Source organism: Sideroxydans lithotrophicus ES-1 (assembly GCF_000025705.1).
GTDB lineage: Bacteria > Pseudomonadota > Gammaproteobacteria > Burkholderiales > Gallionellaceae > Sideroxyarcus > Sideroxyarcus lithotrophicus.
Window position 1 is genome coordinate 1871251 of record NC_013959.1, and the last position, 13697, is coordinate 1884947.

At 53.5% G+C, this 13697-nt stretch carries 14 protein-coding genes; 4 read left to right on the forward strand and 10 right to left on the reverse strand.

What is annotated here, in order from left to right; translation table 11 throughout:
• The first annotated feature begins 168 nt into the window (after window positions 1–168).
• Window positions 169–1161 carry a malate dehydrogenase gene (locus SLIT_RS09220; protein ID WP_013029969.1) on the forward strand — a complete coding sequence of 331 codons (993 nt, stop codon included), beginning with the start codon at window positions 169–171 and terminating at the stop codon, window positions 1159–1161.
• Window positions 1162–1231: 70 nt separating this feature from the next.
• Here SLIT_RS09220 and SLIT_RS15645 read toward each other — a convergent pair whose 3' ends face one another.
• Entirely contained in the window at window positions 1232–1735 is a 504-nt protein-coding gene (locus SLIT_RS15645; RefSeq protein WP_223293784.1) for a hypothetical protein, read from the reverse strand.
• A 165-nt stretch (window positions 1736–1900) separates the two neighbouring features.
• On the opposite strand from SLIT_RS15645, the gene amrB reads away from it, so the two are divergent.
• The 3 genes from amrB to amrS are packed head-to-tail and all read left to right on the forward strand — an operon-like array spanning window position 1901 to window position 4380.
• Window positions 1901–2692, forward strand: coding sequence for an AmmeMemoRadiSam system protein B (amrB, locus tag SLIT_RS09230; RefSeq protein ID WP_013029971.1), 792 nt, complete (start codon window positions 1901–1903; stop codon window positions 2690–2692).
• 1 nt (window position 2693) lies between these two features.
• The gene (amrA, locus tag SLIT_RS09235) at window positions 2694–3293 is read left to right on the forward strand and encodes an AmmeMemoRadiSam system protein A (RefSeq protein ID WP_013029972.1); all 600 of its coding nucleotides are present in this window, start codon (window positions 2694–2696) and stop codon (window positions 3291–3293) included.
• Window positions 3286–4380: an AmmeMemoRadiSam system radical SAM enzyme gene (gene amrS, locus SLIT_RS09240; RefSeq protein ID WP_013029973.1), complete on the forward strand. Its 1095-nt coding sequence runs from the start codon at window positions 3286–3288 to the stop codon at window positions 4378–4380. Before amrA ends, amrS begins: the two co-directional genes overlap by 8 nt.
• 28 nt (window positions 4381–4408) lie before the next feature.
• Here amrS and SLIT_RS16340 read toward each other — a convergent pair whose 3' ends face one another.
• The 9 genes from SLIT_RS16340 to SLIT_RS09285 form a co-directional block, all read right to left on the reverse strand.
• On the reverse strand, window positions 4409–5881 hold the full coding sequence (locus SLIT_RS16340; RefSeq protein ID WP_013029974.1) for an HD-GYP domain-containing protein: 1473 nt from the start codon (window positions 5879–5881) through the stop codon (window positions 4409–4411).
• Window positions 5882–6017: 136 nt separating this feature from the next.
• Entirely contained in the window at window positions 6018–7259 is a 1242-nt protein-coding gene (locus SLIT_RS09250) for an ATP-grasp domain-containing protein (protein WP_013029975.1), read from the reverse strand.
• Window positions 7252–7815 (reverse strand): chalcone isomerase family protein, encoded by a 564-nt coding sequence (locus SLIT_RS09255; RefSeq protein ID WP_013029976.1) that lies wholly within the window; start codon window positions 7813–7815, stop codon window positions 7252–7254. Before SLIT_RS09255 ends, SLIT_RS09250 begins: the two co-directional genes overlap by 8 nt.
• Window positions 7816–7886: 71 nt before the next feature.
• A complete protein-coding gene (locus SLIT_RS09260) occupies window positions 7887–9086 on the reverse strand; it encodes an acetyl-CoA C-acyltransferase (RefSeq protein WP_013029977.1) in 1200 nt (399 codons plus the stop codon).
• Window positions 9087–9104: 18 nt separating this feature from the next.
• Window positions 9105–9455 (reverse strand): HepT-like ribonuclease domain-containing protein, encoded by a 351-nt coding sequence (locus SLIT_RS09265; protein ID WP_013029978.1) that lies wholly within the window; start codon window positions 9453–9455, stop codon window positions 9105–9107.
• Complete coding sequence (locus tag SLIT_RS09270) at window positions 9448–9738, reverse strand: nucleotidyltransferase family protein (protein ID WP_013029979.1); 291 nt, start codon at window positions 9736–9738, stop codon at window positions 9448–9450. The genes SLIT_RS09265 and SLIT_RS09270 overlap by 8 nt, the downstream gene beginning before the upstream one ends.
• Window positions 9739–9786: 48 nt before the next feature.
• A complete protein-coding gene (locus tag SLIT_RS09275) occupies window positions 9787–10143 on the reverse strand; it encodes a GFA family protein (RefSeq protein ID WP_013029980.1) in 357 nt (118 codons plus the stop codon).
• Between the two features lie 196 nt (window positions 10144–10339).
• Complete coding sequence (locus SLIT_RS09280; RefSeq protein WP_013029981.1) at window positions 10340–12568, reverse strand: hypothetical protein; 2229 nt, start codon at window positions 12566–12568, stop codon at window positions 10340–10342.
• A complete protein-coding gene (locus tag SLIT_RS09285) occupies window positions 12565–13692 on the reverse strand; it encodes a histidine kinase (RefSeq protein WP_150102986.1) in 1128 nt (375 codons plus the stop codon). The genes SLIT_RS09280 and SLIT_RS09285 overlap by 4 nt, the downstream gene beginning before the upstream one ends.
• Window positions 13693–13697 lie beyond the last annotated feature (5 nt).

Here is a 13697-nt window from a genome sequence, read left to right on the forward strand (position 1 = left end):
CCAAAATCGAATGCTTGGATGCTACACCTACACCAGGCGAGTGAAAAGCACATAGGCGATAAAGACCTTGGTGGCATTGAAATATTTATAATCCGATCCTGAATATTTAATAATCGATTTCCGATTCCGGACATATAATAAATTTTCATATATCCAGGCGAGGACATCATGAAAGCTCCCATCCGCATTGCAGTCACCGGTGCTGCAGGACAAATCGGTTACAACTTGCTGTTCCGCATCGCCAATGGTGACATGCTGGGGCGGGAACAGCCCATCATCCTGCAGTTGCTGGACATCACGCCGGCACAGCAGGCTCTGCGCGGCGTAGCGATGGAACTGGAAGACTGCGCATTCCCGATGCTGCAACAGATCGTCACCACCGACGATGCGCGCGTGGCCTTCCGCGATGCCGAAGTGGTGCTCATGGTAGGCGCCAAGCCGCGCAGCAAGGGCATGGAGCGCAAGGATCTGCTGGAAGCCAACGGTGCCATCTTCTCCGAACAGGGACGCATCCTCAACGAGGTCGCAGCACGTCATGTGAAGGTCCTGGTGGTCGGCAACCCGGCCAATACCAACGCGCTCATCGCCATGAAGAACGCCTCCGACCTCGACCCCCACAATTTCAGCGCAATGATGCGGCTCGACCACAACCGCGCCATCACCCAGATCGCGCTGAAATTGTTCCAGCCGATCCAGGACATCAAGAAGATGGTCATCTGGGGCAACCATTCCGGCACGCAGTATCCCGACCTCTCGCATGCCGAAGTTCGCGGGCGCAAGGTGATCGAGATCCTGCGCCAGAACGGCTGGGAAGACTGGAGCGAAAAGGAATTCATTCCCACGGTGCAAAAACGCGGCGCCGCGGTCATTGAAGCCCGCGGCCTTTCGAGCGCAGCGAGCGCAGCCAATGCAGCCATCGGCCATATTCACGACTGGCTGCTGCATTCACACCATAATGACTGGGTCACCATGAGCGTTCCATCCGATGGCAGTTACGGCATACCGGAAGGCGTGCTGTACGGTTTCCCCGTCATTTGCCGCAACGGCCATTACCAGATCGTGAAGGACCTGCCCATCAGTGAACTTGGGCACAAGCACATGATGGATAGCTACAATGAACTGCTGGGCGAGCGCGAACTGGTTAAGCACTTATTGAAATAGGCGACCGGTATTGTCCTGGCCAAAAAAAATGGCCCGCGAGTTGCGGGCCATTTTCATGCAGCATATCGGGTTAGCGTTGTCCGCCGCCCATGCCCCCACCCATTCCGCCGCCCATGCCTCCACCCATGCCTCCTGCTGGCGGGTTGGCGGGAATCGTCTTGCCTTGTTCCTTGGCGCGCTCTTTCATCTCTTCGTGGTGCTCGGCACGAACCTTCTCACGCTCTTTTCTGGTTTCTGAACGGCGCATCTTCGCGCGTTGCTGCTGGCGCTCTTCAGGAGTCATCAACTCCCTGCCGGTTGTTTGCCGTGTTCGCTCCTTAGTCTGGGTCCGGTCCTGAGTCTGATCCTGCACCCGATCCCGGGTCTGATCTTGAACTCGATCCCGAGTCTGATCTTGAACCCGATCCCGGGTCTGATCTCTGGTTTGAGTCTGGTCTTCGGCCATAGCGACGCCACCAGACAATAAAGCAACAACAGACAAGCTCAACAAGGTGACTTTCTTGTTCATAATGCCCTCCAAATAGATCAGGATGGCCAGAGGAAGTTCTTTGAGTATCTCAAGGAACGCTCCCATACCATCCCGTTACAGGAGCAAGACGGATACTACTCTTATGACTTTCCAATTTCAGTGACTAAAGTCACGGAACCCGTAAAGAATAATCCAAGCCTCTGGCTAAACAAGGACTTGATTCATCCAATTCAGTCGCCATATTGTGATTAATACAACATGGAGGTAGCTATGCTTGCCGTTCGTCCACCCGCCGTAGCTGGAATGTTCTACCCGGCTGAGCCCGGAGAACTTTCACATGAAATACTGGAATTCCTGACCGAGGCACAACCGCGGACATTGATTCCCAAAGCGCTGATCGTGCCGCATGCAGGTTATGTCTATTCCGGTGCGATCGCGGCAAGCGCTTATGCCACCCTGAAGAGCATCTCGGCCCGCATCCGCCGTGTCGTGCTGCTCGGTCCGACCCATCGCGTCGCTGTGCGCGGATTGGCCTTGCCGGATGTGGAAGCGTTCGATACGCCATTGGGGCGCGTGATGCTGGATACCGAATTGATGCGCATCATCTCATCTCTGCCTCAAGTGACCGTCAGCGCTGCAGCCCATGCCCAGGAACACTCGCTGGAGGTACAACTGCCCTTCCTGCAAAGCGTGCTGAACGATTTCACCCTGTTACCGCTGGCGGTAGGCATGGCGACAGCCGAGGAAGTTGCCGAAGTGCTCGAACTGGCATGGGGCGGCGAGGAAACACTGATCGTCATCAGTTCGGATCTGTCGCATTACCTGCCCTATGCTGCCGCGCAATCCGTCGATGGCAGAACCATCCGGAACATCCTCGAGTTGAAACAACCCATCGCGCACGAAGAGGCTTGCGGCGGCACCCCGATCAGCGGCCTGATCATCGTTGCCCGCAAGCACCAGCTCAAGCCGCATCTGCTTGACCTTCGAAACTCCGGTGATACTGCGGGGTCTAAGAATAATGTAGTGGGCTATACATCCATAGCCTTTAGCGCAGGAGAGTGACGTGATCGATCAGGTCGATAAAAAGGATATTGGACAAGACCGCGGAAAAGTTCTGCTCGGCATTGCGCGCAGCAGTATCGCCGAAGCTATGGGCATCGGCTCTGCGTCGACTCCGCATGATGAATGGTTGAACGAATGGGGCGCAACGTTCGTCACGCTGACACAGGGTGGCGAATTGCGCGGTTGCATCGGCACACTGCAGGCTCACCGCCCGCTTGCCGAAGATGTCCGCCAGAATGCGCTCGCAGCAGCCTTCCGCGATCCGCGCTTCCTGCCGCTAGCCAAGCACGAACTGGAGGCGACCGAATGCGAGGTATCCTTGTTGTCGCCCGCAGAAGCGATGGAGTTCCGCGATGAGCACGACGCGCTGTCGCAGCTCCGCCCAGGCATTGATGGCATCGTTCTTGAATACGGGCGCTACCGCAGCACATTCCTGCCCCAGGTCTGGGAACAACTGCCGCAACCGCATCGCTTCATGGCACAACTGAAGCGCAAAGCCGGGCTGCCCGACAGTTTCTGGGCAGAGGAGATCAGATTGGCGCGCTATACCGTAAGCAAATGGCGCGAGCTGGATCTTGCCGAGGCTGGCCGAAATGGATGAACCCATCGGCATCACTGAACGTTACCCTGCCAGGTATTGGCACATGCTGGATGATGGCCGTATCCAGTGCGACCTGTGCCCGCGCGATTGCAAATTGCACGAAGGGCAGCGCGGTGCATGTTTCGTGCGCGGTCGCATCGACGACATGATGGTGCTGACCACATATGGGCGCAGTTCGGGTTTCTGCGTCGACCCCATCGAGAAGAAACCGCTCAACCATTTCTATCCCGGCAGCAGCATCCTTTCATTCGGCACGGCCGGCTGCAATCTTGCCTGCAAATTCTGCCAGAACTGGGACATCTCCAAGTCGCGCAGCTTCGACAAGCTCGCCGACCTCGCCACGCCGGGAGCGATCGCCCGCACCGCATCCGACACCGGCTGCCAGAGTGTAGCCTTCACTTACAACGACCCGGTGATCTTCGCCGAATATGCGATGGATGTGGCCGATGAGTGTCACGAACTTGGCGTCAAGACCGTGGCGGTCACGGCAGGTTATATGCACGACCAACCGCGCCGCGAGTTCTATGCCAGGATGGATGCAGCCAACGTAGACCTGAAGGCGTTCACCGACGAGTTCTATGTCAGGCAGACGGGTTCGCATCTGCAACCCGTGCTGGACACATTGAAATACCTGCGTCAGGAAACACCGGTATGGGTCGAGCTGACCACGCTATTGATACCCGGCTACAACGACAGCGCGCATGAGATCGGCCAGATGAGCGAGTGGATCGCAAGAGAACTGGGGATGGATGTGCCGCTGCACTTCACCGCCTTCCACCCCGATTACAAGATGACCAATATTCCGCCCACACCTGCCAACAAGCTGACCGAAGCAAGGCAGATCGCTCATTCCGCAGGGTTGCAGCACGTCTATACCGGCAATGTGCATGACCTTTCCGGAGGTACCACATTTTGCACAAGCTGCCGGAAACCGCTCATCGTGCGCGACTGGCACGAGATCCGGGATTATGCAGTGACTGAAGACGGAACATGCCCGCATTGCGGGACAAGGCTTGCAGGACACTTCGGTAAATTCGGGGGCCAGCATGGCAGGCGGCGCATCCCGGTGGTGATTCGTAACGACTGAGACGCGGAACGATGTTCCGAAAGCGATCCTATGCAGCCACTTTCCAGACGGAGGCGTCGTCATCGCGGTACCTGAGCGCGATCTCCTTGAACTCGGTCAAGGCGGCCACGAATGCATCGACCACATCGGGATCGAAGTGTTTCCACTTCCCGTCGACGATGAATTCTGCCACTTCATCGTGCCCCATGGCAGACTTGTATATGCGCCGGGATGACATCGCATCATAGACATCCGCCAGGGCCATCAGCCGTGCCGGAATGGAAATATGCTCCTCGCGCAGGGCGAACGGATAACCGCTGCCATCCCATTTCTCGTGATGCCCGATGGCGATCTGCCGGGCCGCTTTCAGGAACGGGCTATTGCGGACATTGGTCATGTTCTCCGCACCGGATATCGCATTGCCGCCAAGCGTGGTGTGCGTTTTCATGATATCGAATTCTTCCTGCGTCAGCTTGCCTGGCTTGTGCAGGATGGTATCGGGAATGCCGACCTTGCCGATGTCATGCAAAGGTGCGATCTTGTACAGCATCTCGATGTTTTCAGGCGTCAGAAAGTCCCTGAAACGCGGATTGTCCCTCAGCTTCACTGCAAGGGTGCGAACATAGTGCTGTGTGCGCCGGATATGGTTGCCCGTTTCGTTGTCCCGCGTACCGGCCAAAGAAGTGAGTGCAAGAATGGTCGTGTCTTTGATCGCCACGATCTCGTCAGTTCTCTGCTGCAGCAAGGCAGTACGTTCCTGCACCATCTGCGCCAGCTTCTGTTCGTTATTCTGCAGGATAGCATTGGCTCGTTCCAGCTGATTCCTGGCCTGTTCGGTCTCCGCTTTCTGTGCGGTCAACTGCTGCAGCAAGGAGATGTTCTCGAAGCGCTGCTCGAGCGAAAGCATGAAAGTCCTGTTCAAGCCTATCGCTTCATGCACGATCACCGCGGCATACACGCCGAGCATCCCAGCCAGTATCCAGTGCAGCATGTCGTTTTCGAATGCCACCCTCATGATAAGCGGGATCATGATGCCAAACAGATAACCATACAGTGCCGGCAGATGCACGGAATTCATGGCAACCGCCCCCGCCACCAGGCCGATCATCACGCAGATCAGCAGGCTCTGATAACCGATGCCTTCGGGGAAGAAAATTATTGCAGCGGCTCCCCACATCAGCCCGGCGGCCAGCGAGACGACCGTGAAATGGGTGTGCCAGACCCTGCACTCCTGCAACGTGTTCAGCTTGTCCCGGTCCAATGCCCATTTGACGATCTCTACCGAATGCAGTGCATAGAAAAGCGCAAGCCAGGTCAGCAACAAATGATGAGGTGCGTGTCCCCAGAACAGCACAACGAACAGGAACTGCAATACGATCTGGCTCAATATAAGTGAAAGATAGACGACCATCCTGGTACGCAGTTGCTCGACACGCACGCGCAGATTCTTCTCGTCGATGTGGAAGAGAAGATCGTTCAGGCCGAACCATAGTGAATGTAGACTGGGAATCGAAGTGCTCATCGCCTGCTCCCTGCTTGGCCATCAATGCTGAATGGCTAGATGAACATATTGAGACGACGCCATCGATTCGGCAATATGCCTGGGTATCTAGATAGTTATCTAGATACCCAGCAAGAGAATGATTAGCTTTTAATAATCAGCACACTGCCCGAACGAGCGCAAAGCCCCCACCGGGAGTGCGGAAGTTGGTGGTTTGCCCCTGATAGAGCCGCGCGGCGATGAGCTGGATATGTCCGTCATACACGTAACAGCGCACATCGTATTTGAGCATTTGCGGTTCGCTGTTCTCTGCACACACCTTGCGTTCACCCGGCAATGCCAGACGCTGGGCAACATAATCGGATTGCATGATCTCGTCGAACACGCGCTTGGTGAGCTTGTCGCCGCGATAAGTCCCCTTGCTGCCATAACCGCTCACCGGCTTGAAGAACCAGTCCTTGCGCTCGGCCCACCATTGCTCTGCATCCTGGGCCTGTACCAGCCTGGTTCGCGGAACTCCCTTGAGGAGGGCATCGATGCTGGTCTGGGATACACCTTGTTCACGCAACGCGGCAGCATCCGAGAACAGGACCAGTCTGCGTTTATCCGCGTAGTGCCGATAATGGGACGGATTGGGTGTCAACACGATCTGCTTGTTCTTCCATGCAGCACGAATGGACGGATACTGCTGCAGATCAAAATCCGTAAGACGGTTATATACCAGGTCGATGCGATCCCCACCGCAATACAAACCATCTTCACGAACCTGCAGCTCCGTAAGATCGGCGATGTGCGCAGCGATGCCGGCTCTCTCGAACATCTGTTTTGCCAACAGGAATTCAGGGTAGAGATATTGCGTTTCGGGCTTCTCATCCAGAATGGCGACGACTTTGAGTGGTGTATCCCCGTGTGCCAGCTTCCATTCATTGCGGAACATCTCGATGAAGATATGTTCAAGGCGATACTCGAACACAGCGGAACCATACAGGAAGAGGCCGCGCTGACTGTCGATCAGCAATGCGTTCAGGAAAGCGCCGCCCGCATTGGTATTGATCTCGATCAGGTGCGCGCCCTGCTCATTGAGGTGGAAATCGTAGCCGTAGAACACACCAAGAGGACTGTGTGGCTCAGGTTTTCCAGCCACCTCTTCCACTGCGGCGATCACCTCGCGCATCTGTCGCAACTGCAATTCGCTGATGAAGACAGGGGCCGCCGCAAACAGCCCTGGCCGTTGTTCCACCACCATACTGTGCAAGGGCTCCCCCTGAGCCTTCAGTGTGCGTTGCAGCGACTCATAGTCCATCCACGCCCACTCGAGGCACTCACCATTCAGATAGGTGATGAAATCCTGGTCCACATCGAAGTGTTCCCTTGCCCCCTCATTGACCGGATCAGCCACCCAGCAACCCCTTCTTCATGTCTTCCTGCACCGGCTTCCTGCCCAGCCAGATCTCGAGCAGCGCGCGATTGAACTCCATCCCGGCAATCGTGCCGCGCGCCGTACCGTTCACACCTATCCTGGTGCCGCTATCGGGCAGATAGTCGAGCGTGATGACATCGCCCTCCTTCACTTCGTCCACCGCGTCGAATATCTGCTTCATCTGTTTCAGCTGCGCATCCATCGCCGCCATCTCGGCAGGTGTCCGGTTCAATTCCATCGCCTCGCTGAATGCGCCATACAATCTCTTACTGCTAAGGCCGCGCAGCATATGCAGCACCATGCGATGCTCATGCTCGTACGCGATGATCGCCTCTGCCGAAGATTGTCTCTGCGGCAGATACAGCGCGCCCACATAGACCTTGAAGAACCATTTGCTACGGATACCGGCACCGTTCAATACCAGCGTATGTGCATCGACTTGCACGCTGTCCGGCAGATTCACGCCTGCCACTTCCATGGCACCGACACTGCCGCACAGCAACAGGCCAGTCAACATCAGCAATATTCTTTTCATATCCCGCACTTTCAAATTGAAACGAGTTGAAAAACGTCGCGAGCGTCGGCAGGGCAAGGCGCGCAGTAGTTCTACAGCGATTCGAATATGCCGGCCGCACCCATGCCGGTCCCTATGCACATCGTCACCATGCCGTATTTCTGCTTGCGCCGGCGCAGGCCATGCATCAGCGTCGCGGTGCGGATCGCCCCGGTCGCACCGAGCGGGTGGCCCAACGCAATCGCGCCGCCGAGCGGATTGACGATCTCGGGATCGAGGCCGACATCGTTGATCACCGCCAGCGATTGAGCGGCGAAGGCCTCGTTGAGTTCGATCCAGCCCATGTCGCCCAGGCTCAGCCCGACCTGCTTCAACACGCGCGGAATGGCCTCTTTCGGGCCGATGCCCATGATCTCGGGCGGCACGCCCGCCACGCTGAAGCCGAGGAACTTGCCGATGGGCGTGAGGTTGTAGCGCTTCAATGCCGTCTCGCTGCAAAGCAATACCGCCCCGGCTCCGTCCGACATCTGCGAACTGTTGCCCGCCGTCACCGAGCCTTTCTGCATGAACACCGTCTTCAGCTTGCCAAGCGCTTCCAGCGAGGTGTCGGCGCGCGGACCTTCGTCCTGCGCCACATCGCGTGCCTTCGTCTTCACCTCGCGGCTATGCATGTCCGGCATGTGCTCGGTGATGCGATACGGCGTGATCTCGTCCTCGAATTCGCCATTGTTGATCGCCGCGATGGCGCGCAGGTGGCTCTGCAGCGCGAACGCATCCTGCGCCTCGCGCGAGACCTTCCAGCGCTCGGCCACCTTCTCCGCCGTGATGCCCATGCCGTAGGCGATGCCGTAGTGCTCGCTGTTCTCGAAGATGGCCGGGTTGAACGCGATCTTGTTGCCCATCATCGGTACCATGCTCATGCTCTCCGCACCCGCGGCGATCATCACCTCCGCCTCGCCGAGACGGATGCGATCGGCTGCCAAGGCCACGGCCTGCAAGCCGGATGAACAGAAACGGTTCACCGTCAGGCCCGGCACCGTGTCCGGCAACCCCGCCAGCAGCAGCGCGATGCGCGCCACGTTCATGCCCTGCTCCGCCTCCGGCATCGCACAGCCGACGATCACATCTCCCACACTAGCCGGATCGAGCGACGGCGCCTGCGCCAGCACACTCTTCAACACATGCGCCAGCATATCGTCGGGGCGAGTGTTGCGGAACATGCCGCGCGGCGCCTTGCCGACCGGCGTGCGTGTGGCGGCGACGATGTAGGCTTCCTGGACTTGTTTGGTCATGACGAACTCCTGCAATAATTAAATATCAGACTTCAGCTTCTGCAATTCATTCAACAACTCCGGAACATCGTCCTGAATAATGCTCCACAAGGTATCGTTATCTATCCCAAGATAACCATGTATCAGCTTGTTTCGCGTGGCCACTACCATACGCCAAGGTATCTGCGAATACTTCTGACGCACCTCATCTGGAATATTCGTTGCCGCCTCGCCGATCAGTTCCAAATTGCGCACCGTAGCATCGTAATTCAGGCCGCTTTCCACAAAGCTTTCCTGATTAAGGCCCTCCGTATAAAGCACAACCTTCTGGGCAAACTCGATCATGTCGTCCAGATAGAATCTCCATTCGCGAACAGGAGTATCAGACATGCACCGCCTCCTTCTCAATGAATGGACGCAACTCTGGCCGCAAGGCTTTCTCTGTCACCAGATCAACAGGCACACCCAGTAAATCTTCCAGATAAAACTGCACGCCGAAGTAGCGCGCAGATGTTGCCGGACCATCGAAGGCCACTAGCACATCCACATCGCTGCCTTCTTTGGCAGTATCGCGCACGACAGAGCCGAACAAAGCCAAGCTGGCTACGCCGAAGCGATCGGCTAGTTCTTGCTTGTGCGCTGTCAGCAATTGCAATGTTGTAGAACGATTCAACTCATCACCTCAGATAAATTTGGTACGTGGCCTATTATTGCACTTCGCTTAAAGCAGATGCTTGCCGTCGAACACCTTCGTCTCCAGCGCGAAGGTATCCACGCCTTCCAAACAGCCGAGATTCACGATGTATTGCCCCGGCCATTTGCTCGTTTCGCTGAAAGTGGCGACGCCACAGCTCTTGCAAAAATAATGCTTCGCCGACTTCGTGCCCCACTGGTACATACCCAGCGCACCATCCTGCGCCTCAATCTGGAACTGCACCCCCGGCACCAGATGCATCATCGTTCCCCTCTTGGCGCAGAACGAGCAGTTGCAACGTATCCCGTGGGTGAACGACTCGACCTCGAACGAGAACTGGATCGCGCCGCAGTGACAGCTGCCTTTGTATGGTTGCATTGCCATTCTTCTTGCTCCTCTGAATCAGACTGTCGAGCGCTATGCGCGGCCTTGGGGAAACAATTGCGATGCTGACCTCGTAATGCTTCGGTATGACTGCATGGCCAATTTTCTTTCACCTCCTGTTAGCAACTGCCGTTACAACACTACAAAAACAATTGCGATGTTGCCCCTTATCGCAGCTCAAGATGACTGACTACAACTAAATGCCAGTCTCTTGCTCCAATGAACCTTCATGCCCCACATCTAACAAAGCCTTCAACAGTTCAACATATATTCCATCACCACTAAGCTCTTTAACTTCCAGTTTAAGGCGATTCATATCTTCATCTGCAAGTTTCAATCGCTCAGCTTTTAATGCGAAAGCAAATTCCAATGCTGCCTCTCCCTGTTGACGCGAATTCAGCCTGAATACACCAGAAAGAATATCTGTCATGCGACGACTGACTTCACCACCCGATGAGTAATCAAGTTCAGATGGGTGTGCTGCTCGTAACAGCGCTGATTGAATTACACCATCGTTGTACCGAGCAAAATTTTCTGGATCAAGCACAACCTGTTGAAAAGTATCCGAAGACAGCCGATGCCCGTCATCCTTGAATTTAGTAAATTCTCTAGCTCGCTGTAGCATAGCGGCGGCGGTCAACAACACGGCAATCGAGTGATCAAATTGCGTTGAGTAGCCAGCTTTCCAATATGCAAAATCCGTACGCAACATCAATTTATTTGAGCCTTGCAAAGTAGCAGGCAAGAACGCACCTTCAGCAATACCGGATCGCTTCTGCAACTCATTGACTCTATTCTTCAGAAGGGGGAAATCAGACAATTTCTTCCATTTGCTGAATAATGCCTTTTCAACCTCATACGCAATACCCACTGTTTGACCTACAGCAAGACTTTCCATAAAAGAGACGGTAATTGAAGATTTGGTTGCAGAGAACTTCAAATTACTCTGCAGTTGCTCACAATCACATATTGATTCCCCAAGTTGAAAACCGATCAAATAATGCCTAGCTCCCGTATGAATATCTCGCAAATCCCTACTAATCGAAAGCAGCCTTGTTCCTCGACCAACTACCGCAGCAACAATAAGTAGCGCCTCATCACGATTTATTTTTTCGCCCTCAAAATTACTAGCTTTGATAACACGAGGCGCATCAGCACCGCCCCTTATTTCCAAAATTCGCTTTGCGCAAATCTCCGCCAGTTGTATTGATGCTTCATCGTCTTGGCATATGACCGCCTGCACAGAAAGCGGCACTTTTTGCATGACATCCTTCTCAAGAAATTCTTGAAATTTCTTGTACTCAAACAATCGCTGACCATCCACGAAGATAGGTCGCACCTTATCTTTGGGTTGTGCAGCTTTCATCAAAGAGAAGAAGGAAGATTCTGAATACTTCTGCCCTACTTCAAACCAAGATTCGTCACGGTGCGCCCTTACCGTGAATAAAACTGATTTAAGCGGTACATCTTCAGGAATGAAACTTTCCCCAACAATTCGTAGATCACGCAACCCAGACAGCTTATCGTGATTGTTCAATGAATCACTTTTATCGAATGCATAGATTGCTTGTTCGCTATCCTTAGCGTCTTTCAACGTAATCAGTGTGAATATTTCAGAGGGGAAGCAACGGGTCAATTGCTGCCAATCACGCTGCATCGACATAGATGATGATGCGGAGATAATACAAAGAGATGTGCCATGCATAGGTTTATCCACATTCTCCATGCCGCCATACGAATGGAAACTCTCAACCCTTGGGCGAGGCATTTCATATAGCTCGTGGTAAAGCTCCCGCAATACGTATGCCAAACTGGCAATTGCCATTGTATCAATGAAGATTACAGCAATAGGCTCTTTGGTTTCATCTTCGCGCTTTGCGATTCTGCTCAGCAGTGCATATGCAAGAAAATGGACCCGCTCAGTCTCATAAAATGCCGCATCAGCTCTAAGGAAGTACTTAGATCGTTTCTTCGATGGCTTCACGAAAGCAAAGCCAGACGGAGCCGGACACAACACATTTGGGGAGTCGAATAATATACCGACTCCTTTTTGAAAAATTTGCTCTTGTTTTTCCTCATCAATTAAGGGCAAACTTCCTCGCGCATTTTTAACAAAAGTTGGCTTTCCGATATTCCCCTTGCGGTCTATTTCACAAACCGCTACGCACACTTTTGAGCTTGCTCGCTCAAGCGCTTGTTTAACACCGTTATCCGCATTGAAAACGTCTAATATTTGCTGTGTTTCTTTGGGAATACAAACGAATACAAGAGCGTCTGGCAACAGGACTCTACGCAAGCTCTGCTCTAAACAATCGGCCAAATCAGTCGCACTAATTACCCCAGGCGACTTGAACAAAAACCTATAGTCAGCAACTACTCCAATACTATTCTCATCTCGAACATCAACGGGGAAATAACTTCTCATGACTGCCCCTTACTGGCTAGGGGGATGAGGATAGAAAAAGACGTGCCCACAGTTCTAGGCAACTCTTTCCTATCATTAAGCCAATGCCTAGGTTCAAAAGCTGTATCTGTGCCATTTGAAAAGTCTTGGTATAGACAGAGCCTACCCGTTCTTAACCGCAATAGCGCTTTCAACCGAACCAAACTTTTTATCACAGTATATAAGCCGACCCCTGTGCCATTTATAGGTTTAGATGTCTTGCCAAGTTCAAATGTCTCTCTTACTAACGCCTCCTCCTTGTCAATTGAGACATTTTCGATATTTTCATGCGGACTCACATGCGCCAGCCACCTTTTGGCTATGCCGGGCCCGCAATCAATGACGGACAATTCAATGAAGTCCAATGTTTTATTAACAGTGGCATTCAGCAGCGCCTTCTGGAAATACAACCGATGCGGCACATCATCAAATGCATTTATTGCATCCTTCGCACTCGGCGTAAATGAAATATATTTTGCAAGAATCCCACGCACATTTGGATAATGCCAAGTGTATTCGCGGCCTAACTCATCTGTGCTCGCATGATCATTTGTATTCTCAAACAACTCACGAATGAGCAATCCCAGTGCCTGTGTAAAAGTGTCCGGCATATTCCGAAGCGCAGATGGATCACAGACCTCAATAAGTTTTTTCGTGAGCTTTTCAAAATCACCAGCGCCACGCATCCCTTCAAGGCTTTTGCGTTCATATAACGGCAATATAAATTCATTTTTTGCCCCGGCAAAACAAGTAAGAATTGCCCCTCGACCATTCATCGTTTCTCTAAATTTACTCGATTGCATCGCCTCAATATAGGGAATAGCTTGAGCAAGAACCTCATGTTTCTCAAACTCAATGCCTTGAGAGGCAACCAAATGCGGAGCCATATAACTTGCAATCAGCCCATGCGGCTGATGTAGAAGTTCCGCAAAAGAGTCAACGCCACTTCCTGAACCATATGGCGACAATCTGCCCTCTTGGCTACCGCGTGCCCAACTAGCAACAAACTGAACTATTGCAGAGGTAATGCCAAATGTCCCACCGTGCTTTAAATGTGATGGCAGACGGACATCAACAGCCTCAGTGCTCTGAAGATCGTTATACATATCCT

Bases quoted from the DNA above. Each gene is read 5' to 3' on its own strand.
- SLIT_RS09255 (WP_013029976.1), bottom strand. From the start codon at position 7,815: ATGAAAAGAATATTGCTGATGTTGACTGGCCTGTTGCTGTGCGGCAGT.
- SLIT_RS09275 (WP_013029980.1), bottom strand. From the start codon at position 10,143: ATGGCAATGCAACCATACAAAGGCAGCTGTCACTGCGGCGCGATCCAG.
- SLIT_RS15645 (WP_223293784.1), bottom strand. From the start codon at position 1,735: ATGGGAGCGTTCCTTGAGATACTCAAAGAACTTCCTCTGGCCATCCTG.
- SLIT_RS16340 (WP_013029974.1), bottom strand. From the start codon at position 5,881: ATGAGCACTTCGATTCCCAGTCTACATTCACTATGGTTCGGCCTGAAC.
- amrS (WP_013029973.1), top strand. From the start codon at position 3,286: ATGGATGAACCCATCGGCATCACTGAACGTTACCCTGCCAGGTATTGG.
- SLIT_RS09220 (WP_013029969.1), top strand. From the start codon at position 169: ATGAAAGCTCCCATCCGCATTGCAGTCACCGGTGCTGCAGGACAAATC.
- amrB (WP_013029971.1), top strand. From the start codon at position 1,901: ATGCTTGCCGTTCGTCCACCCGCCGTAGCTGGAATGTTCTACCCGGCT.
- SLIT_RS09265 (WP_013029978.1), bottom strand. From the start codon at position 9,455: ATGTCTGATACTCCTGTTCGCGAATGGAGATTCTATCTGGACGACATG.
- SLIT_RS09280 (WP_013029981.1), bottom strand. From the start codon at position 12,568: ATGAGAAGTTATTTCCCCGTTGATGTTCGAGATGAGAATAGTATTGGA.
- SLIT_RS09260 (WP_013029977.1), bottom strand. From the start codon at position 9,086: ATGACCAAACAAGTCCAGGAAGCCTACATCGTCGCCGCCACACGCACG.
- SLIT_RS09285 (WP_150102986.1), bottom strand. From the start codon at position 13,692: ATGTATAACGATCTTCAGAGCACTGAGGCTGTTGATGTCCGTCTGCCA.